Genomic DNA, 19,466 nt, shown 5'->3' on the forward strand with positions numbered 1-19,466 from the left:
CCCGGAACCGGTTTCGGCGGCCCGCGTCCCGCGGGCGGCGGCGGCCGCGGTCGCGGCCCCGGCGGCGGCACCGCGGGTGCCTTCGGTCGCGGCGGCGGCAAGAGCAAGGCGCGCAAGTCCAAGCGGACGAAGCGGCAGGAATTCGAGATGCGGGAGGCTCCGTCGCTCGGCGGCGTGAGCGTGCGCCGCGGTGACGGCAACACCGTCATCCGTCTGCGCCGCGGCGCCTCGATCTCGGACTTCGCCGACAAGATCGACGCCAACCCCGCTTCGCTCGTCACCGTGCTCTTCCACCTGGGCGAGATGGCGACGGCGACGGAGTCGCTCGACGCGGCCACCTTCGAGGTGCTCGGCGCCGAGCTCGGCTACGTGATCCAGATCGTCTCCCCGGAGGACGAGGACAAGGAACTCCTCGAGGGCTTCTCCATCGACCTCGACGCGGAGTACGCCGACGAGTCGGACGAGGACCTGCAGCAGCGGCCCCCGGTCGTCACCGTCATGGGCCACGTCGACCACGGTAAGACGCGCCTCCTCGACGCGATCCGCAACGCCAACGTCGTCGCCGGCGAGGCAGGCGGCATCACGCAGCACATCGGTGCGTACCAGGTGCACACCGAGCACGAGGGCATCGACCGCGCCATCACCTTCATCGACACCCCGGGCCACGAGGCGTTCACCGCCATGCGTGCCCGCGGTGCCGAGGTCACCGACATCGCGATCCTCGTGGTGGCGGCCGACGACGGCATCATGCCGCAGACGATCGAGGCGCTGAACCACGCCCAGTCGGCCGGCGTGCCGATCGTGGTCGCGGTGAACAAGATCGACAAGCCCGACGCCAACCCGGCCAAGGTACGCCAGCAGCTCACCGAGTTCGGCCTCGTGGCCGAGGAGTACGGCGGCGACGTGATGTTCGTCGACGTCTCGGCTCGCGAGAACATCGGCATCCAGGACCTGCTCGACGCGGTGCTCCTCACCGCCGACGCCGGTCTCGACCTGCGCGCCAACCCCGACAAGGACGCCCGAGGCGTCGCCATCGAGGCGAAGCTCGACAAGGGCCGCGGCGCCGTGGCGACCGTGCTCATCCAGTCGGGCACCCTGCGCGTCGGCGACGCGATCGTCGCCGGCACGGCCTACGGCCGCGTGCGTGCGATGGCGGACGAGAACGGCGACGCCGTGCTCGAGGCCACGCCGTCGCGTCCGGTCCAGGTGCAGGGCCTCTCGTCGGTGCCCCGCGCCGGCGACACCTTCCTGGTGACCCCGGAGGACCGCACGGCCCGCCAGATCGCCGAGAAGCGCGAAGCCGTCGAGCGCAACGCCCAGCTGGCCAAGGCCCGCAAGCGCATCTCGCTCGAGGACTTCACGCGCGCGCTGGAAGAGGGCAAGGTCGAGTCGCTCAACCTCATCATCAAGGGCGACGTCTCGGGTGCCGTCGAGGCGCTCGAAGAGTCGCTCATGAAGATCGAGGTGGACGACTCCGTCCAGCTCCGCATCCTGCACCGCGGCGTCGGCGCGATCACCGCGTCGGACATCGACCTGGCGACGATCGACAACGCGATCGTCATCGGCTTCAACGTCCGGCCCGACGTCAAGGCCCGTGAGCGCGCCGCCCGCGAGGGCGTCGACGTGCGGTTCTACAACGTCATCTACAACGCGATCGACGACATCGAGGCCTCGCTCACCGGCATGCTCAAGCCGGAGTACGAGGAGGTCCAGTCGGGCGTCGCCGAGATCCGCGAGGTGTTCCGTTCCTCCAAGTTCGGCAACATCGCCGGTGTGATCGTCCGTTCCGGCACGATCACGCGCAACGCCAAGGCACGGGTCATCCGCGACGGCGTCGTGATCGCCGACGGCCTCGCGATCGAGTCGCTGCGCCGCTTCAAGGACGATGCCACCGAGGTCCGCGAGGGCTACGAGTGCGGTATCGGCCTCGGCAAGTACAACGACATCCAGATCGGCGACGAGATCGAGACGATCGAGATGCGCGAGAAGCCCCGGGGCTGACCCGCGGCTTCGGCTGATCGAAGCGTCGGGGGCGGCGGACGCCGCCCCCGACCCGCTTCGGAAAGGAGAACCTCCATGGCCGATCCGGCACGCGCGCGCAAGCTCGCCGACCGAATCAAGGAGATCGTCGCCCGGCGTCTCGACAAGGGACTGCGGGACCCGCGGCTCGGGTTCGTCACGATCACGGATGTCCGTGTGACCGGCGACCTCCAGCACGCCTCGATCTTCTACACCGTCTACGGCACCGACGAGGAACGGCGCGATTCCGCGCTCGCCCTCAAGGCCGCCACCGGGATGCTGCGGAGCGAGGTGGGCAAGAACATCACCGCCCGGCTCACCCCGTCGCTCGAGTTCATCGCGGACGCCGTCCCCGAGAACGCCCAGCACATCGCGGACCTGCTCCGCGAGGCGCGGGAGCGCGATGCCGCGACGGCGACCCTCGCCGAGGGCGCCTCGTACGCCGGCGACGAGGACCCGTACGTCAAGCCCCGCGAGCTCGAGGACGACGACGAGGAATGGGACGACGACGAGGACGACTGGGACGACGAGGACGACGACCTCGACGACTCGGACGCACCGGAGTCCGCCGCGCGCTGAGCGCGAGGCATCCATTCGACGCGAACGGGCGTCGCACCTGCCGGTGCGACGCCCGTTCGGCGTTTCCGTCGGATCAGGCCGTGAGGAGGCCGGCGTCGAGCACGAACTGCGCGCCCGTGGCGAAGCGCGCGCGATCGCTCGCGAGATAGCGCACGAGCTCGGCGACGTCGTCGGTCTCGATCCACGGCACACCGGGCAGCAGGTTGCCGGCGCTGCGCTCGGCGATCTCCTGCGGGGTCGCGCCCTCCATCGCGGCGAGGCCGTCGTTCATCGGCGTGTTCACCCCGGTCGGGTGGATCGACACGACGCGGATGCCGAACGGCGCGAGCTCGATCGCCCACGCCTTCGTGAGCCCGGTGAGCCCGTGCTTGGAGGCGACGTAGTGCGAGAGGCGGTTGCCGCCGCGGAGCCCCATCACGGACGAGTTGTTGATGATGACGCCGCCGCCCCGGGCCTTCAGGTGCGGAATCGCCGCGCGGCCGACGAGGAAGGGCCCGGTGAGGTTGATGCCGATCATGGCGTCCCACTCGGCATCGCTCATCTCGTCGGCGGCGGCGTACGCGACGATGCCGGCGTTGTTGACGAGGATGTCGAGACCGCCGAGTTCGGCGACCGTGGCGTCGACGGCGCGACCGACGGCGCCGGCGTCCCGCACGTCGCCTGCGAAGACGAGCGCGCGGCGGCCGAGCGCCTCGATCTCGGCCCGGAGCGAGTCGAGCTCGGCGCTCGAGCCCTGCGCGTAGGCCGGGTAGGAGATCTTCGCGGCGATGTCGTACGCCGCGATGTCCGCGCCGTCGGCGGCGAGCGCGAGGGCCATCGCGCGGCCCTGCCCGTGGGCGGCGCCCGTGATGAAGGCGACGCGGCCGGTGAGGTCGCCGGTCGGCGCGGGGCGCGGGGCGGGGGAGGCGGGGGTCTCAGTCGACACGGACGTCGCCGTCCTTCCGGTAGTCGTAGAGCACGTCGTCGAGCGGGATGCGGCCGACGGTGTTGAGGAGGTTGGTCGCGACCATGAGGCCGGCGAAGGCGAGCAGCTGGAGGCGCAGCGTCGGCTCGAATGCCGATTCCACGCGGGCGACGAGCTCGTCGGGGAGGTCGCTCGGCGTGCGCGCGATCGCCCGGCCCCAGTCCATGAGCACCGACTCCGTCGCGGTGGGCTGCGGGTCGTCGGGATCGGCACCGCCGTCGATGAGGATGCGACGGAAGAACACCGAGCAGATGAGGCACTCGTTCGCATCGGAGATCGCATAGGAGAAGAGCGTCATCGCGCGGTCGCCGACGAGGGGCACGAGCTCGTCCCACAGCGTGTACCACTGCATGTACGCGTCGAAGCTCGGCACGTGCCCGAGCAGGGTCGCCTTCATGTTGGTGATGCGGCCGCCGTGGTCGCGCAGTTGCCGGTCGGCGGCGGCCTGCTGCGCGGGGGAGAGCGCGCCGAGGTCGGTCTCGGGGAGGAAGGGCATCCTGCGATTCTACGAGCGCCGCGCGGGCGGCTCAGGGCAGTCGGTAACCGTCGGACTCGACCGCCGCGAGGCCGTCCGCGACGAGCGAGGCGAGAATGCGGTCCAGTCGTGCGCCGTCGGGCGTCAGCCCGTCGAGCCCGTCGCGCGCGATCGGCCGGTGGCTCGCGCGGAGCTCGCGCATGACCATGCCGCGCAGCTGCCGGTCGGAGCCCTCGAACTTCGCCTGCTTCGCCTTCGACGGTCCCTCGTACGCCGGGTAGCCGGCCGCCCGCCAGGCGCACAGGTCGGCGATCGGGCAGTCGTCGCACCGCGGGGCGCGCGCCGTGCAGACCGTCGCGCCGAGCTCCATGGCGGCGGCGTTGACGACGCGTGCGGCCGCCGGATCGTCGGGGAGCACGGCCGACATCTCGCGGAGGTCGCGCGCTGCGGCGGGCGGCCAGGGCTCGCCCTGCCCGACGACGGCGCGCGCGAGCACTCGGCGCGTGTTCGTGTCGACGACGGGGTGCCGCTCGCCGAACGCGAAGGCCGCGACCGCGCGGGCCGTGTACGGGCCGACGCCCTTGAGGGCGAGCAGCGCGTCGAGGTCGCGGGGCACCGCGCCGCCGTGCCGCTCGACGATCTCGGTCGCGGCCTCGTGCAGCCAGAGCGCACGTCGGGGGTACCCGAGACGGTCCCACGCGCGCACGGCTTCGGCTGGCGGGGCGGCCGCGAGGTCGGCGGGCGTCGGCCAGCGCGTCATCCATTCGCGCCAACGGGGTTCGACGCGGGAGACCTGGGTCTGCTGGAGCATGAACTCCGAGACGAGCACGCCCCACGGCCCGGCCTCGGCGGCGCGCCAGGGCAGCGGTCGTGCCGCGTCGGGGAACCAGGCGACGAGGACGTCGGCGATCTCGGCGGGGCGCGGCACCCCACGATGATACGAGCGTCGGGCGAGCCCGGCGGGCCGGGAAGGATGACGGGACGCCGGCGGTTGGACAAGATGGATGAGTCGCAAGGGGGAACGGACGATATGGAACTGCAGACGACGCCGCGGATCGAGACGCTGCGCGAACTCGCACGCGAGATCACGGGGGTCTACGCGAAGGGGCGGGTGATCGTGGCGGTCGAGGGCGCGGCCGGCACCGAGCGCGGCCGGTTCGCCGACGACCTCGGCCGGGTGCTCCGCGAGGCGGGCCATGCGGTCGTGCGCGCGAGCGAGGACGACTTCCTCCGGCCGGTCGAGGACCTCGCCCAGTTCGGCGAGGACACCCCGTACCGGTTCTTCCAGCACGGGGTCGACGAGTCGACGCTGCGCCGCAGCCTCGTCGATCCGTTCCGGCTCGGCGGTTCCACCGGATTCGTCACGCGCGCCTACGACGCCGGGGCCGACCGCTGGGTGGAACCGAAGTGGATGACGGCCCCGGCCGACGCGATCCTCGTCATCGACGGGCGCTTCCTCGGGCGGCAGCGCCTCGCGGGCCTCTGGAACTTCCGCATCGTGCTCGACGCCCACGCGAGCGACCCCGCCGACGAGCGGTACCGCCTCGAGGAGGCGTTCGGACGTCAGAGCGCGCAGGCCGTCTACGACGACAGCGACCCCGAGCGCCCGTTCCGGCGCTGGTTCGACTCCTGCTGACGCGCCCCGCATCCTGAGTGGACGCAACGGCAGGGTCGTCTGAGACCGTCAGCCTGCGTTCGCGTCTCCTCACCTGGGGGCTGGGGAGGGTCAGTCGCTCAGGACTGCGAGCACGCGTGCGGGCGGGAGCGAGGCCCCGGCGTCCTCGACCTCGTGGACGAGGGCCGTCAGCGCCGCGTTGACCGGCGCGGCCACCCCGGCGAGCGCGGCCTGGCGGACGACCGCGCCGTTCAGGTAGTCGATCTCGGTGCGCTGGCCCCGCCGCAGCGACTGCTGGGTCGAGCCGAGGTTCGGCACCGATCCCATGCGCACGCCCATGCTCCACGGGAGGAGTTGCCCGAGGAGGAGCGGCAGCCGGGCGAAACGGCGGAGCCCTCGGTCGTCGAGCCCCTGCAAGGCACCGAACCGCACGCCGCGGGCGACGCCGACCCGCACCGTCTCGCGCATCGCGGCCGCCACCACCCGGCGGAGGCCCCGGTCGGCGAGCACCTCCTGCACGCTCCGGCCGACGATCGCCGGCACCGCGTTGAGCATGTTGACGACGAGCTTCGTCCACTGCGCGCCGCGGAAGTTCGGGATCGCCGTGAACGGCGTCGCCTGCGAGAGGATGCCCGCGAGCCGCACGGCCCCCTCGTCGGCGGGCCCGTCGCCGCGGCCGAGGTAGCTCGTCGCCGTCGTCGTCACCCGGACGACGCCCGGCTCCGTGTAGTTCGCCGCGATGATCGACGCGGCGCCGTACACCTCGGCGTCCGGCAGCAGCTCCTCGGCCGTCGCGATGCCGTCGAGGCCGTTCTGCACGACGACGACCGGAATGCCGCCGAGGTGCTCCGCGTTCATCGAGATCGCCTCGCGGGCATCCTGCGCCTTCGTGCAGACCAGCGCGAGATCGGGGCGCCGGGTCAGCACCGGCCCCGACGCGACCCGCACGTCGGCGTCGCCGTAGCCGCCCGAGAGCCGGATGCCGTGCTCCCGGATCGCGTCGAGCCCGGCCCCGCGGGCGGTCACCTCGACGTCGTGACCGGCACGGGCGAGGAGGGCCGCGAACGTGCCGCCGAGGGCACCGGCTCCGATCACGGCGATTCGCATCCGACCACCCTACGGTTCGTGCAGCGCACCGCTGGTACCGTTGGACCCCGTGAACAGCGGCATCCTCCTCATCGACAAGCCGCACGGGCGGACGAGCCACGACGTCGTCGCTCGGGTGCGCCGTGCCGCGGGCACCCGCAAGGTCGGGCACGCGGGCACCCTCGACCCCATGGCGACAGGCCTGCTCGTGATCGGCGTCGAATCCGCGACCCGCCTGCTGACGCACCTCGTGGGCCTCGACAAGGAGTACACGGCGACCATCCGGCTCGGCGTCGCCATGACGACCGACGACGCCGAGGGCGAGGCGATCGGCGAACCCGCCGCCGCCGACGCGCTCGCCGCGGTCGACGACGCCGCGCTCACGGGCGGCATCGCGGCGCTCACGGGCGTCATCGAGCAGGTGCCGAGCGCCGTGTCCGCGATCAAGGTCGACGGCAAGCGCGCTTACGACCGCGTGCGCGCCGGCGAGGAGGTCGAGCTGAAGTCGCGCACCGTCACGATCTCGGCCTTCGAGGTGCTCGGCGCCCCGCGCCGCACCGACGACGGCTTCCTCGACCTCGACGTGCGCGTCGAGTGCTCGTCCGGCACGTACATCCGGGCGCTCGCCCGCGACCTCGGCGCCGGCCTCGGCGTCGGCGGGCACCTCACCGCGCTCCGTCGCACCCGTGTCGGCGCGTTCCGCATCGAAGAGGCCGTGCTCCTCGACGACCTCGAGCCCGACCGCGACCGCATCGCCCCCGCGGCGGCGGCCCGGCGCATCCTGCCGGTCGTCGAGGTCGACGCCGACGGCGCCCGCGACCTGGGACACGGCAAGCGCATCGACGCGCCCGCCGACGCGCCGGAGGGGCCGATCGCCGCGATCGAGGCCACGGCCGACGGCGAGCGCCTCGTGGCGATCGTCGAGCGCCGCGGTCCGGTCGGCGCCCGCGCCTTCAAGGTCGTGACGGGGTTCCCCACATGATCGACTGGTTCGCCTACGCCCTCGTCGCGGTCGCGCTCGTCGTCGGCCTCGGTTGCATCGCGATCGGCCTCGCCGGCCGAGTGCCGAGCGACCTCACGATGGGCGGGCTGCTCCTCGTGGAGCTCGGACTCGTCGCGCAGGTCGTCATCGCGGTGGTCGCCCCCGCGGTCGGCAACCACCCGAGCGGCAGCGTGCTCGAGTTCTGGGTGTATCTGATCTCCGCGCTGCTGCTGCCGCTCGTCGCCGGCTTCTGGGCGCTGCTGGAGCGCACGCGGTGGTCGACCGTCATCCTCGGCGTCGCCGCCCTCGCGGTCGCCGTCATGGAGTGGCGGATGCTGCAGATCTGGACCGTCCAGCTCGCCTGAGCGGGATTTGCGAGAATGAGCGGGTCATGAACGAACAGTCCACCGTCGCGGCGCCGGCGCGCCGTATGAGCGGCATCGGCCGCGTCCTCGTCGTCGTCTACGGCATCCTCGCCCTCGCGGCGCTCGGCCGTTCGGCGGTGCAGATCATCGAGCGCTTCGACGAGGCGCCCGTGGCGTTCACGCTCTCGGGCCTCGCCGCGCTCGTGTACGTCGTCGCGACGATCGCGCTCATCGCGCCCGGCCGCGTCTGGTACCGCGTCGCGTGGTGCACGATCGTCTTCGAGTTCGTCGGCGTGCTCGTCGTCGGCACCCTCACGCTCGTCGCGCCGGAGCTGCTCGGCCAGGGCGTCGGCGACCCGTTCGGGCGCACGTCGACCGTGTGGGCGGTGTACGGCATGGGCTACCTGTTCATCCCGCTCGTCCTGCCGATCCTCGGCATGTGGTGGCTCGCGACGCACCGGCCCGAGCAGTCGGACGCGGGGGAGGCCCGGGCGTGAGGGTCTTCGAGTCCCTCGAGGCGGTGCCGGCGGGCTTCGGCCCCTCGGCGGTCACGATCGGCAAGTTCGACGGCGTGCACCTCGGGCACCGAGAGGTGCTCGGCCGGCTCACCGCCATCGCGCGCGAGCGCGGACTGCACGCGGTGGCGATCACGTTCGACCGGCATCCGCTCGCGTACTTCGACCCCGCGACCTGCCCGCCCGAGCTCGTCTCGAACCGGCAGAAGCTCGAGCTGCTCGCGACGACGGGCCTCGACGCGACCGTCGTGCTGCCGTTCGACGCATCGCTCGTCTCGGTGAGCGCCGAGGACTATGCACGGTCGATCCTCGTCGGCGCGCTCGGCGCCAAGGTCGTGCTCGTCGGGGCCGATTTCCGCTTCGGCTCCGGCAACACCGGCGACGTGCCGCTGCTCGTCGAGCTGGGGGAGCGCTTCGGCTTCGAGGTCGAGGTCATCGAGGACGTCGCGCCGGTGGGCGGGCGCCGGGTGTCCTCGACGTGGATCCGCGAGCTCCTCGACGCCGGCGCGGTCGAGAACGCCGCCGAGCTGCTCGGGCACCTGCCCACGGTCTCCGGACTCGTCGTGCACGGCTACGCGCGCGGCCGCGATCTCGGGTTCCCGACGGCGAACCTCGCGATCGACGCCGAGGGGCGCATCCCCGCCGACGGCGTCTACGCGGGCTGGCTCACCGACGCGGGCGTCCGCTACCCGGCGGCGATCTCCGTGGGCGACAACCCGACGTTCGAAGGGGTGCGCAAGACGGTCGAGGCCTACGTCATCGATCGCGAGCTCGACCTCTACGACCACCTCGTCGACGTCGAGTTCGCCCACCGCATCCGCGGCCAGGTCGCGTACCAGGGCGTCGAGCCGCTCATCGCCCAGATCACCTGGGACGTCGAGCGCGTGAAGGAGCTGCTGCTCGCGTCATCCTGACGCTGTGCCCGTGTGCGGAGTTGCTCATCTGAGCGGAATCGCCTGCATCTGTTGAGGATGCCCGTTGACGCGCCTACCCTGGAAGCGGCCGCACTCGCGGCCGGCACGGCGGGGCGAGCGGGAGGCGGCCGATGCAGGAGAGCGACGAGCTACTGGCGATCCGCGCCGCGGAGCTCTACTACGAGGAAGACAAGACCCAGGACGAGATCGGGCAGCTCCTCATGCTGACCCGCTGGAAGGTCGGGCGCCTGCTCGCGCAGGCCAAGGACCGCGGGTACATCCGCATCGAGATCGTCCACCCGCGCGCGCGACGACCCGTGCTGGAGCGGCGCCTGCGCGACGAGCTCGGCCTCGAGGACGCCGTCGTCGTCTCCGCCGCCGGGGTGTCCCGCCCCGAAGAGGTGCAGACGCGCACGGCGCAGGCCGCCGCCGACTACCTCGCGAGCCTGCGACCCGCGCCGCGCGTGCTCGGCGTGAGCTGGGGGCGCACGATCAGCGAGGTCGCCGCCGACCTCCGACCGGGCTGGGCGAGCGGCGTGTCCGTCGTGCAGCTCAACGGCGGCGTCAGTTTCAACCGCTTCGCCGGCACCGCCGCCGCGGCCGCCTCGATGATCGCCCAGAAGGGCGGCGGGTCCGCGACCCTCCTGCCGAGCCCGGCCATCCTCGAGCACGTCGAGACCAAGCGCGCCATCGAGACCGACCGCGTCGTCGCGGGCGTCCTCGACCTCGCCGCGAACGCCGACGTCTCGCTCTTCAGCGCCGGCTCGGCCGACCACGGCTCCGTCCACATCGACTCCGGCTACCTCACCGCCGGCGACCTCGACGCGCTGGTCGCGGGCGGCGCCGTCGGCGACGTCGTCGGCCGCTACCTCGACGCCGAGGGCCGCATCGTCGACACCTCGCTCGACGAGCGGACGATCGGCGTGACCCTCGACCGCCTGCGCTCCGCTCCGCGCACGATCGCCGTGATCGCCGGACGAGCCAAGCACCCCGTCGCCGCCGCGGTCGTCCGCAGCGGCATCTGCCGGATCCTCGTCACCGACGAGGAGACGGCGCTCCACCTCCTCGATGGATCGGCCTCGGCCGACCCGTCCGCAACGACCGGAAGGACTCCGGAATGACCGGCACTTCGATCGAAGCCCCGCACGAGCGGGCCCTCGCCCTCCTGGGCGGGCAGCCCGACGATGCGACGCTCCGCCGCTATCTGCACGGGCTCCCGGGCGTCGACGCCGTCGGGCTCGAAGCCCGCGCCGCCGATCTCGGCACCCGCTCCATCAAGACGACCTCCAAGGCGTGGGCGCTCGACACGATCGTCAAGCTCATCGACCTGACGACGCTCGAGGGCGCCGACACCCCCGGCAAGGTCCGCTCGCTCACGGCGAAGGCGCTCGCGCCCGACCCGGGCGACCGGCAGACGCCGCGCACCGCCGCGGTCTGCGTGTACGGCGACATGGTCGGCATCGCCGTCGAGTCGCTCGGCGCCGCCCACGGCGACCCCGACGACGGCCTCGTCGCCGTCGCTGCCGTCGCCACGGCGTTCCCCTCGGGCCGCGCCTCGCTCGAGATCAAGCTCGCCGACACGCGCGACGCCGTCGCGGCCGGTGCCGACGAGATCGACATGGTCATCGACCGCGGCGCCTTCCTCTCCGGCCGGTACGGCCAGGTGTTCGACGAGATCGTCGCCGTGAAGGACGCGTGCCGCCGTGCCGACGGCACGAGCGCCTCCCTCAAGGTCATCCTCGAGACGGGCGAGCTCATGAGCTACGACAACGTGCGCCGGGCCTCGTGGCTCTCGATCCTCGCGGGCGGCGACTTCATCAAGACCTCCACCGGCAAGGTCGCCCCCGCCGCGACCCTGCCCGTGACGCTCCTCATGCTCGAGGTCGTGCGCGACTGGCACACGGCCACGGGCGGCCGCATCGGCGTCAAGCCCGCCGGCGGCATCCGCACCTCCAAGGACGCCATCAAGTACCTCGTCACCGTCGCCGAGACGGTCGGGGAGGACTGGCTCCAGCCGCACCTGTTCCGCTTCGGCGCGTCGAGCCTGCTCAACGACGTGCTCCTGCAGCGCCAGAAGCTCCGCACCGGGCATTACTCGGGCCCCGACTACGTGACGATCGACTGAGAGACCGAAGAGACCGACATGGGATTCCTCGAATACGCACCAGCCCCGGAGTCGACCTCGCTCGTCTCCTTCCGCAACGAGTACGGCCTGTACATCGACGGCGAATGGACCGCCGGCGGCGGCACGCCCTTCCAGAGCATCAACCCCGCCACCGAAGCCGTGCTCGCGACCGTCGCCGAGGCGGACGCCGCCGACGTCGACCGCGCCGTGGCCGCGGCCCGCCGCGCCTACGAGAAGGTCTGGTCGAAGACCAGCGGCAAGGACCGCGGCAAGTACCTCTTCCGCATCGCCCGCCTCGTGCAGGAGCGCGCCCGCGAGCTCGCCGTCGCCGAGGTGCTCGACAACGGCAAGCCCATCAAGGAGGCGCGCGACGTCGACGTGCCGCTCGTGGCCGCGTGGTTCTTCCACTACGCCGGCTGGGCCGACAAGCTCGACTACGCCGGCCTCGGCCCGAACCCGCGCGCCCTCGGCGTCGCCGGCCAGGTCATCCCGTGGAACTTCCCGCTGCTCATGCTCGCGTGGAAGCTCGCGCCGGCCCTCGCCGCGGGCAACACGGTCGTGCTGAAGCCCGCTGAGACCACCCCGCTCACCGCCCTGCTGTTCGTCGAGATCCTCGAGCAGGCGGGCCTGCCCGCCGGCGTCGTGAACATCATCACGGGCGCCGGCGCCACGGGGGCCGCGCTCGTCGCCCACCCCGACGTCGACAAGGTCGCCTTCACCGGCTCGACCGCCGTCGGCCGCGGCATCGCCCGAGCCATCGCCGGCACCGAGAAGCGGGTCACCCTCGAACTCGGCGGCAAGGCCGCGAACATCGTCTTCGACGACGCCCCGCTCGACGAGGCCGTCAACGGCATCGTCAACGGCATCTTCTTCAACCAGGGACAGGTGTGCTGCGCCGGCAGCCGCCTGCTCGTGCAGGAGTCGATCCACGACGAGGTCGTCGAGCGCCTCCAGCGGCGCCTCTCGACGCTGCGCGTCGGCGACCCGATGGACAAGAACACCGACGTCGGCGCCATCAACTCGAAGGTGCAGCTCGAGCGCGTCACCCGCATGGTCGAGGTCGGCGAGTCCGAAGGCGCCTCGCGCTGGAGCGCCCCGTGCGACCTGCCCGAGAACGGCTTCTGGTTCGCACCGACGATCTTCACCGACGTGCAGGCGAGCCACCGCATCGCGCGCGAGGAGATCTTCGGCCCCGTGCTCTCGGTACTCACGTTCCGCACGCCCGACGAGGCGGTCGCCAAGGCGAACAACACCCCCTACGGGCTCTCGGCCGGCATCTGGAGCGACAAGGGTTCCCGCATCCTCGAGCTCGCGAACCGGCTGCGCGCCGGCGTGATCTGGGCGAACACCTTCAACCGCTTCGACCCGGCGAGCCCGTTCGGCGGCTACCGCGAGTCGGGCTACGGCCGCGAGGGCGGCCGTCCCGGCCTCACGTCCTACCTCCAGGCCGCGCCCGCGGCCGTCCCGGCCGTGCAGGCCGCCAAGCCCGTGACCAGCCGGAAGGGGGCCGCGAAGTGAGCCGGCTGACCGTGCCCAAGACGTACAAGCTCTACATCGGCGGCGCCTTCCCGCGCTCCGAGTCCGGGCGGGTCCGCGAAGTCCTCGGCGCCGACGGGGAGTTCCTCGCGAACGCCGCCGTCGCGAGCCGCAAGGACGCCCGGGACGCCGTGGTCGCCGCGCGCGGCGGTCACGCCAAATGGGCGGGCGCGACCGCGTACAACCGCGGCCAGGTGCTCTACCGCATCGCCGAGGTGCTCGAGGGCCGTCGCGCCCAGTTCGTCGAGGAGATCCGCGCCCAGCAGGGCGTGAGCGCCGCCGTCGCGGGCGCCCAGGTCGACGAGGCGATCGACCGCTGGGTCTGGTACGCCGGGTGGACCGACAAGTACTCGCAGGTCGCGGGCGGCGCGAACCCCGTCGCGGGCCCGTTCTTCAACCTCTCGGTGCCGGAGCCGACAGGCCTCGTCGCCGTCGTCGCCCCGCAGGAGGACGCCCTGCTCGGGCTCGTCTCCGCGATCGCGCCGATCCTCGTGTCGGGCAACTCGGTCGTCGTGCTGCCGAGCGAGGCCTACCCGCTCTCGGCCATCAGCCTCGCCGAAGTGCTCGCGACGAGCGACGTGCCCGCGGGCGTGGTCAACATCCTCACGGGGCCCGTCGCCGACGTGGCGCCGTGGCTCGCGTCGCACGCCGACGTCAACGCGCTCGACCTCGCCGGCGCGGGCGCGTACGACTGGCCCGCCTTCGAAGCCGCCGCGGCCGACACGCTCAAGCGCGTCGTGCGCCCCGGCGGCCCGGGGGCCGTCGCACCGTCGCTCGAGCGCATCCTCGCGTTCACCGAGATGAAGACGGTCTGGCACACGCAGAGCCTGCGCTGAGTCGGCCCTGCCGGCAACGCGAACGGCGGGCGGATGCTTCGGCATCCGCCCGCCGTTCCCGGTTCAGGACGCGGCGACGCCGAGGTCCGGCTGGTCGGTGAAGAAGCCGTCCATGCCCGCGGCGACGAACACGCGGATCTCGCCCGCGAGGTCGCCGTACGCGTTCGGGTCGGTGCTGGAGCGGAACTCCGCCGGGAGGAACTGGTTCTCGGCGCGGAACGTCCAGCCGTGGACGGTGAGCCCGACGCGGTGCGCGTCGGCGATCACCGCGGTCGGCGTCCCGAGCGTGCCGGCGGCGGTCCGGGGGATCATCACGGACTTCTCGAGCCCGACGCCGTCGGCGTAGGCCGCGATCTGCGCGAGGCCCGCCGGGGTCACCAGGTCGGCGTAGGTGCGGGGGTCGCCGCTTACGACGAAGTCGTACGGCTTGCCGCCCGTGATGAGCTGGGCGATCGGCGCCTTCGTCATCCCGTTCAGTTCGACGAGGTTGCCGACCTCGAAGCTCTGCACGATCACGGGCGCGTTGCGGCGATCGAGGTCGTTCGCACGCAGTTCGGCGACGAGCGGTTCCGCGAGCGACAGCCCGATGGAGTCGAAGTACGTCGGGTGCTTCGTCTCGGGGTAGACGCCGACCTGCTCGCCGTCGCAGCTCACGGAGTGCCGAGCGAGGTCCATGACCTCGTCGAGGGTCGGGATCTGGTAGAGCCCGTCGAAGGCCGTGTTCGCGCCGCGCACCAGCGGGAGCCGCTCCGTCGCGCGCAGCGTGCGCAACTCGGCGAGGGTGAAGTCCTCGGTGAACCAGCCGGTGATCGCGGCGCCGTCGATGGTCTTCGTCGTGCGGCGGTCGGCGAACTCGGGGTGCGCGGCGACGTCGGTCGTGCCGCCGATCTCGTTCTCGTGCCGGGCGACGAGCACGCCGTCCTTCGTCGAGACGACGTCGGGCTCGATGAAGTCGGCGCACTGCCGGATCGCCAATGCGTAGGCGGCGAGGGTGTGCTCGGGCCGGTAGCCGCTCGCGCCGCGGTGGGCGACGACGTCGACGTCGGAGGCGTCGACCTTCGTGCGACGCAGTTCGATCAGGTCGAACTCGGTGTCGTCGGGCGTGCCCGGGATACGGGCGTCGTTGCCGGGGTAGTTGTTGTCGTTGGCGATGAGGAGCTTGCCGTCCCGCAGCAGCACGACCGTCTCGAACGACTGCACGGGCAGTGCGAAGGTCTCGCCCGTGCCGTATCCGTCGCCGGCGGCGAGGTCGTCGGGGTTGGCGATGTCGAGGGCGTCGAGCACGAGGGTCTTCACGAGGTTGCCCTGGGCGTCGGTCTTGCCGAGTTCGACCTCGTAGACGCGCTTGACGACCGACTGGTCGCCCTCCCAGTTGTCGCGTTCGACGATGAGGAGTTTCTTGCCCGAAGTCAGGAACGCGTCGCCGACGAGGTCCCCGTCGAGGTCGGTCTGGTAGTTCCACGTGCGGCCCGTGTAGGCACCCTTCCGGATGTCGAACTCGTGGACGACGCGGATGCGCAGGTCGGCGGCGTCGGCGTAGGCGTTCTCGACGATCGGGTAGAGGTAGCGGCCGTCGGTCGACGCCGCGAGCGCCTCGAAGCCGCCGCTCTGGCGGGCGCGGGGTGCCTCGCCGGCGGCGAGGTACGGGTTCTGCGGCGACTTGATTCCGGCGAGCGAGTACGGCTTCTCGAGCAGCGTGCCGTTGCGGTCGAAGTGCAGCAGGAACGGGCCGAACTCCTCGCCGACCCAGAACGTGCCGTCCTTCGCGCGGACGACGGACTCGATGTCGAAGTCCGCGCCGGTGAGGAGGCGCTCGCGCGTCGCGCCGTTGACGATCGGGAAGTCGAGGAGGTGCCGCTTGTCGTTGTACGAGATGAAACGCAGCGTCTGGAGCGCGCCGGAGCCGCCGCGAGCGGTCTTCCAGTCGGCGCGCACGAGGTAGTTGCGGAGGAGGAAGTCCGCGGAGTTGGCCTTCGAGCCGAACCCGTTGTCGGGCTGGGCCCAGTAGGTGCCGTCGCCGTTGTCGATCACCGCCGAGAACCCGGGGATGACCTGACCGGCGAACGGGCCGGTGCGGCCGTTGCCGGGGGAGGCGAGCGCGCCCGACGGCGGGCCCGGTTCGAGGTGGTCGGCCGAGAGGGTCGCGCGGGCGACGAGCGTCGGGACGACGACGTTCCGCCGGTCGCCGCCCGGCCGGTCGCCGCCGTGGCGATCGTCCGTGGCGAGGGCCGGCTGCGCGGCGAAGAGCGTCGCCGCGGTTGCGGCGGCGACGGCGAGGGCGAGGAGGCGCGGCATGGCGCGATGAGTCCGTCTCATGGCGCCGATCGAACCGTGCGCAGGCGAACCGGGCGGGGTACCCCCCGAAAAGGGGGGTAGGGCACTCGGTGAACTCTTGGGTGGCGCATAGGACGTTCGGTCAGGCGCCGTGCCCGCGCTGTTCAGATTCGGCCGGGGTGAACGGCACCCGAACTGGTGATAACGAACAGGTAACGATGGATGCTAGGGTCGCACCGACGCCGCAACGGAGCGGCGCCGGAAAGGCCCGTCGCTGTGAACCCGAGCGCATACCGACGCTTGCGGAGCCTCCGCATCCCCCTCTCGATCGCGCTCGTCGCGCTCGTCTCCACGACCCTCGCCGTCGCGCTCACGCCGACCCCGGTGTTCGCCCGCGACGTGTTCGGCTCGCTCCGCGCCCCCGGCGACGCGGCCTTCATCGTCGGGCACCGCGGCGACCGCGCCGAGGCCCCCGAGAACACGCTCGTCTCGCTCGAACTCGCGATGGACTCGACGGCCGCGTTCGTCGAGACCGACGTGCAGCTCACCCGCGACCGGGTGCCCGTGCTCTTCCACGACCGCGACCTCGAGCGCGTCGCCGGCGTCGATGCCGCGATCGCCGACCTCGACCTGGCGGAGGTCCGGCGCCTCGACGTCGGCGCGTGGTACTCGCCCCAGTACGCCGGGACGGGCATCCCGACGCTCGCCGAATTCTTCGCAGCCCTCGTCGAGCGGCCTCAGGCTCGCGCCCTCGTCGAGCTCAAGCGGCAGTGGACCGCCGACGACTTCCTGCTCGTCACCGGGCTCATCGACCGCTACGCGCTCCGCGACCGGGTCGTGCTGCAGTCCTTCAACGTCGCGACGATCATCGCCCTCGAGCGCAGCGCGCCGCAGTACCCCAAGCTGCTGCTCGCCCGCGAACTGCCCGACGACCCGGTGCCGCTCGCCGCCCGACTCGGCGTCATCGCCATCGCCACGACCGCGAAGGCCGTCCGCACGGCGCCGGACGCCGTCGAACTCCTCCACGCGGCCGGCTACGGTGTGCTCTGCTACACGCTCAACTCCGAGGAGACCTGGGCCGAGGTGCGCGCCCTCGGTGTGGACGGCATCATCACCGACGAACCGAGCGGCCTGGATGCCTGGCTCGCCGCGACGGCGCCGGGGACGTGAGCCGCTGCGCGAGCGGCCGGGCGTGCTCGTCCGCTAGGAGCGGTTGTTCGTGAGTTCGTAGATGCGGAGGAGTTCGGCGACGGCGGCGTCGCGGGTCTCGCCGCCGGCCTCGTACTGCTCGGCGACGTGGGTGCGGAGGTGGTTCTCGACGAGGAGCTTGTTGAGGGAGCCGAGCGACTTCTGGACGGCGAGGGAGAGCGTGATGATGTCGACGCAGTACTCGTCGTGCTCGATCATCTTCTCGATGCCGCGCAGCTGCCCCTCGATGATCTTCGTGCGGTGCAGCGCCCGGCGCTTGATGTCCTCGATCATCGACCCAGGATAGCGCCACCACCCATACCCCGAGGGGGTATGTTGGACGTATGAGTGCGACGAGCCCGGTTCCCCAGGTGCACGTGGTCGACCTGGAGATCGGCGGCATGACGTGCGCGAGCTGCGTCGCCCGCGTCGAGCAGCGCCTCGGCCGGCTCGACGGCGTCGCGGCCGAAGTCAACCTCGCGACCGAGCGCGCCCGCGTCGTCGCCCCGGCCGCGACGAGCGTGGAGGAGCTCGTTGCGGCGGTCCGCGCCGCCGGCTACGACGCGGCGCCCGTCTCCGACCGCTCCGACGACGATTCCGCCCGGCCGCGCGATCTCGAACGGGTCCGCCTCGTCGTCGCGGTCGTCCTGGCCGCGATCGTGCTCGTGCTCTCGATGGTGCCGGCAGTGCAGTTCGCCGGCTGGCAGTACTGGGCGCTCGCCCTGGCCACGCCGGTCGTGTGGTGGTCCGGCTGGCCGATCCATCGCGCCGCCGCCCGCGCGCTCCGCCACGGCTCGCTCACGATGGACACCCTCGTCAGCCTTGGCAGCGCGGTCGCCTGGATGTGGTCGGCCTGGCAGCTCGCGCTCGCCTTCACGACCGGCGGCCACCTCCACGCTCACCTGGATGCCGAGGTCGCCGCGGTCGTCGTCGCCGTCGTGCTCGTCGGCCGCCGCATCGAGTCCCGCTCGCGCCGCTCGGCGGGGGCCGCCGTCACGGCGCTCGCGGCGCTGTCGGTGCGCGACGTCGCCGTGCGGATCGCCGGAGTCGAGCACCGCATCCCGATCGAACGCCTCCGCGTCGGCGACCGATTCGTCGTGCGGCCGGGGGAGCGGGTCGCCGCGGACGGCACGGTCGTCGCCGGGGAGGCCGCGCTCGACGTGTCGACGCTGACGGGCGAGCCCGTCCCCGTCGAGGTCGGGGTCGGCGACGCCGCGACCGCGGGCTCGATCGCCCACGGCGGCGTGCTCGAGATCGAGGCGGAGCAGGTGGGCGCCGACACCCGCCTCGCCGCGATCGGCCGGCTCGTCGAGCAGGCCCAGCTCGGCAAGGGCAGTGCCGCCCGGCTCGCCGACCGCATCTCGGCCGTGTTCGTGCCCGTCGTCATCGGCATCGCGCTCGCCTCCTTCGCCGGTTGGATGCTCGCGGGCGCGAGCCTCGAGGCCGCGATCGGGGTCGCCGTGTCGGTGCTCGTGATCGCCTGCCCGTGCGCGCTCGGGCTCGCGACGCCCGTCGCGATCCTCGCGGGCACCGGGCGCGGCGCGCGGCGCGGCATCCTCATCACGGGGCCGAGCGCGCTCGAGTCGGCGGCATCGGTGCGCACCGTGCTGCTCGACAAGACGGGCACCCTGACGACCGGCCGGCTCTCGCTCGTGGCGGTGCAGGCGGCGCCGGATGCCTCGGAGGCCGACGTCCTCGCCCTCGCGGCCTCCCTCGAGCACGGCTCGGAGCATCCCGTCGCCCGTGCGATCACGGCCGCCGCGACCGAGGTGCAGCCCGTCGCCCGTGCGATCACGGCCGCCGCGGCCGAGGTGCAGCCCGTCGCCGTCGAGGCCTTCCGCGCCCTTCCCGGCTCCGGGGTCGCCGGCGTCGTCGAGGGCGACGACGTGCTCGTCGGCAGCCCGGCGCTGCTCGCCGAGCGCGGCATCGCGCTGCCGGCGCCCCTCGCCGAGGCGGCGGACGCGGCCGACGGCACCCTCGTGGCCGTCGCGCG

Annotated in this window: 19 protein-coding genes; 13 read left to right on the top strand and 6 right to left on the bottom strand. The window is 72.5% G+C overall.

Features of this window, described 5'->3' with window-relative positions:
• Positions 1 to 2,001: translation initiation factor IF-2 (infB, locus tag GB864_RS14480; protein ID WP_160426291.1), on the top strand; the 2,001-nt coding region annotated here is incomplete at its 5' end.
• 75 nt (positions 2,002 to 2,076) lie between these two features.
• Positions 2,077 to 2,598 carry a 30S ribosome-binding factor RbfA gene (rbfA, locus tag GB864_RS14485; protein WP_160426293.1) on the top strand — a complete coding sequence of 174 codons (522 nt, stop codon included), beginning with the start codon at positions 2,077 to 2,079 and terminating at the stop codon, positions 2,596 to 2,598.
• Between the two features lie 73 nt (positions 2,599 to 2,671).
• Here rbfA and GB864_RS14490 read toward each other — a convergent pair whose 3' ends face one another.
• The 3 genes from GB864_RS14490 to GB864_RS14495 are packed head-to-tail and all read right to left on the bottom strand — an operon-like array spanning position 2,672 to position 4,965.
• Positions 2,672 to 3,523: an SDR family NAD(P)-dependent oxidoreductase gene (locus tag GB864_RS14490; protein ID WP_202107249.1), complete on the bottom strand. Its 852-nt coding sequence runs from the start codon at positions 3,521 to 3,523 to the stop codon at positions 2,672 to 2,674.
• The gene (locus GB864_RS18215; protein WP_202107250.1) at positions 3,513 to 4,058 is read right to left on the bottom strand and encodes a carboxymuconolactone decarboxylase family protein; all 546 of its coding nucleotides are present in this window, start codon (positions 4,056 to 4,058) and stop codon (positions 3,513 to 3,515) included. Before GB864_RS18215 ends, GB864_RS14490 begins: the two co-directional genes overlap by 11 nt.
• A gap of 31 nt (positions 4,059 to 4,089) precedes the next feature.
• Positions 4,090 to 4,965 carry an HhH-GPD family protein gene (locus GB864_RS14495; RefSeq protein WP_336604025.1) on the bottom strand — a complete coding sequence of 292 codons (876 nt, stop codon included), beginning with the start codon at positions 4,963 to 4,965 and terminating at the stop codon, positions 4,090 to 4,092.
• A 102-nt stretch (positions 4,966 to 5,067) separates the two neighbouring features.
• Between GB864_RS14495 and GB864_RS14500 the strand changes: the two genes are divergently transcribed.
• The gene (locus tag GB864_RS14500) at positions 5,068 to 5,673 is read left to right on the top strand and encodes a nucleoside/nucleotide kinase family protein (protein ID WP_236779142.1); all 606 of its coding nucleotides are present in this window, start codon (positions 5,068 to 5,070) and stop codon (positions 5,671 to 5,673) included.
• Between the two features lie 90 nt (positions 5,674 to 5,763).
• On the opposite strand, the gene GB864_RS14505 is transcribed toward GB864_RS14500, so the two are convergent.
• A complete protein-coding gene (locus GB864_RS14505; RefSeq protein ID WP_160426301.1) occupies positions 5,764 to 6,759 on the bottom strand; it encodes a ketopantoate reductase family protein in 996 nt (331 codons plus the stop codon).
• A 40-nt stretch (positions 6,760 to 6,799) separates the two neighbouring features.
• On the opposite strand from GB864_RS14505, the gene truB reads away from it, so the two are divergent.
• From truB to GB864_RS14545, 8 genes are all read left to right on the top strand, one after another.
• A complete protein-coding gene (truB, locus tag GB864_RS14510; RefSeq protein WP_160426303.1) occupies positions 6,800 to 7,720 on the top strand; it encodes a tRNA pseudouridine(55) synthase TruB in 921 nt (306 codons plus the stop codon).
• Positions 7,717 to 8,085, top strand: a complete 369-nt coding sequence (locus GB864_RS14515; RefSeq protein WP_160426305.1) for a hypothetical protein — start codon at positions 7,717 to 7,719, stop codon at positions 8,083 to 8,085. Before truB ends, GB864_RS14515 begins: the two co-directional genes overlap by 4 nt.
• A 26-nt stretch (positions 8,086 to 8,111) precedes the next feature.
• A complete protein-coding gene (locus tag GB864_RS14520; protein WP_160426308.1) occupies positions 8,112 to 8,582 on the top strand; it encodes a hypothetical protein in 471 nt (156 codons plus the stop codon).
• The gene (locus GB864_RS14525; protein WP_160426310.1) at positions 8,579 to 9,514 is read left to right on the top strand and encodes a bifunctional riboflavin kinase/FAD synthetase; all 936 of its coding nucleotides are present in this window, start codon (positions 8,579 to 8,581) and stop codon (positions 9,512 to 9,514) included. Before GB864_RS14520 ends, GB864_RS14525 begins: the two co-directional genes overlap by 4 nt.
• A 131-nt stretch (positions 9,515 to 9,645) precedes the next feature.
• Complete coding sequence (locus GB864_RS14530) at positions 9,646 to 10,635, top strand: sugar-binding transcriptional regulator (RefSeq protein WP_160426312.1); 990 nt, start codon at positions 9,646 to 9,648, stop codon at positions 10,633 to 10,635.
• A complete protein-coding gene (deoC, locus tag GB864_RS14535; protein WP_160426314.1) occupies positions 10,632 to 11,639 on the top strand; it encodes a deoxyribose-phosphate aldolase in 1,008 nt (335 codons plus the stop codon). Before GB864_RS14530 ends, deoC begins: the two co-directional genes overlap by 4 nt.
• Before the next feature lie 18 nt (positions 11,640 to 11,657).
• Positions 11,658 to 13,157, top strand: a complete 1,500-nt coding sequence (locus GB864_RS14540; RefSeq protein ID WP_160426316.1) for an aldehyde dehydrogenase family protein — start codon at positions 11,658 to 11,660, stop codon at positions 13,155 to 13,157.
• Complete coding sequence (locus GB864_RS14545) at positions 13,154 to 14,011, top strand: aldehyde dehydrogenase family protein (RefSeq protein WP_160426319.1); 858 nt, start codon at positions 13,154 to 13,156, stop codon at positions 14,009 to 14,011. Before GB864_RS14540 ends, GB864_RS14545 begins: the two co-directional genes overlap by 4 nt.
• 63 nt (positions 14,012 to 14,074) lie before the next feature.
• Here the strand turns inward: GB864_RS14545 and GB864_RS14550 are convergent, their stop codons facing one another.
• Positions 14,075 to 16,306, bottom strand: a complete 2,232-nt coding sequence (locus GB864_RS14550; protein WP_236779143.1) for an esterase-like activity of phytase family protein — start codon at positions 16,304 to 16,306, stop codon at positions 14,075 to 14,077.
• A gap of 255 nt (positions 16,307 to 16,561) precedes the next feature.
• Between GB864_RS14550 and GB864_RS14555 the strand changes: the two genes are divergently transcribed.
• Positions 16,562 to 17,455 (top strand): glycerophosphodiester phosphodiesterase family protein, encoded by an 894-nt coding sequence (locus GB864_RS14555; protein WP_160426323.1) that lies wholly within the window; start codon positions 16,562 to 16,564, stop codon positions 17,453 to 17,455.
• A 33-nt stretch (positions 17,456 to 17,488) separates the two neighbouring features.
• On the opposite strand, the gene GB864_RS14560 is transcribed toward GB864_RS14555, so the two are convergent.
• Positions 17,489 to 17,767 (bottom strand): metal-sensitive transcriptional regulator, encoded by a 279-nt coding sequence (locus GB864_RS14560; RefSeq protein WP_160426325.1) that lies wholly within the window; start codon positions 17,765 to 17,767, stop codon positions 17,489 to 17,491.
• A 50-nt stretch (positions 17,768 to 17,817) separates the two neighbouring features.
• Between GB864_RS14560 and GB864_RS14565 the strand changes: the two genes are divergently transcribed.
• A partial coding sequence (locus GB864_RS14565; RefSeq protein WP_160426327.1) for a heavy metal translocating P-type ATPase occupies positions 17,818 to 19,466 on the top strand: 1,649 nt, incomplete at its 3' end.

The sequence above is a fragment of the Agromyces seonyuensis genome, assembly GCF_009789225.1.
GTDB lineage: Bacteria > Actinomycetota > Actinomycetes > Actinomycetales > Microbacteriaceae > Agromyces > Agromyces seonyuensis.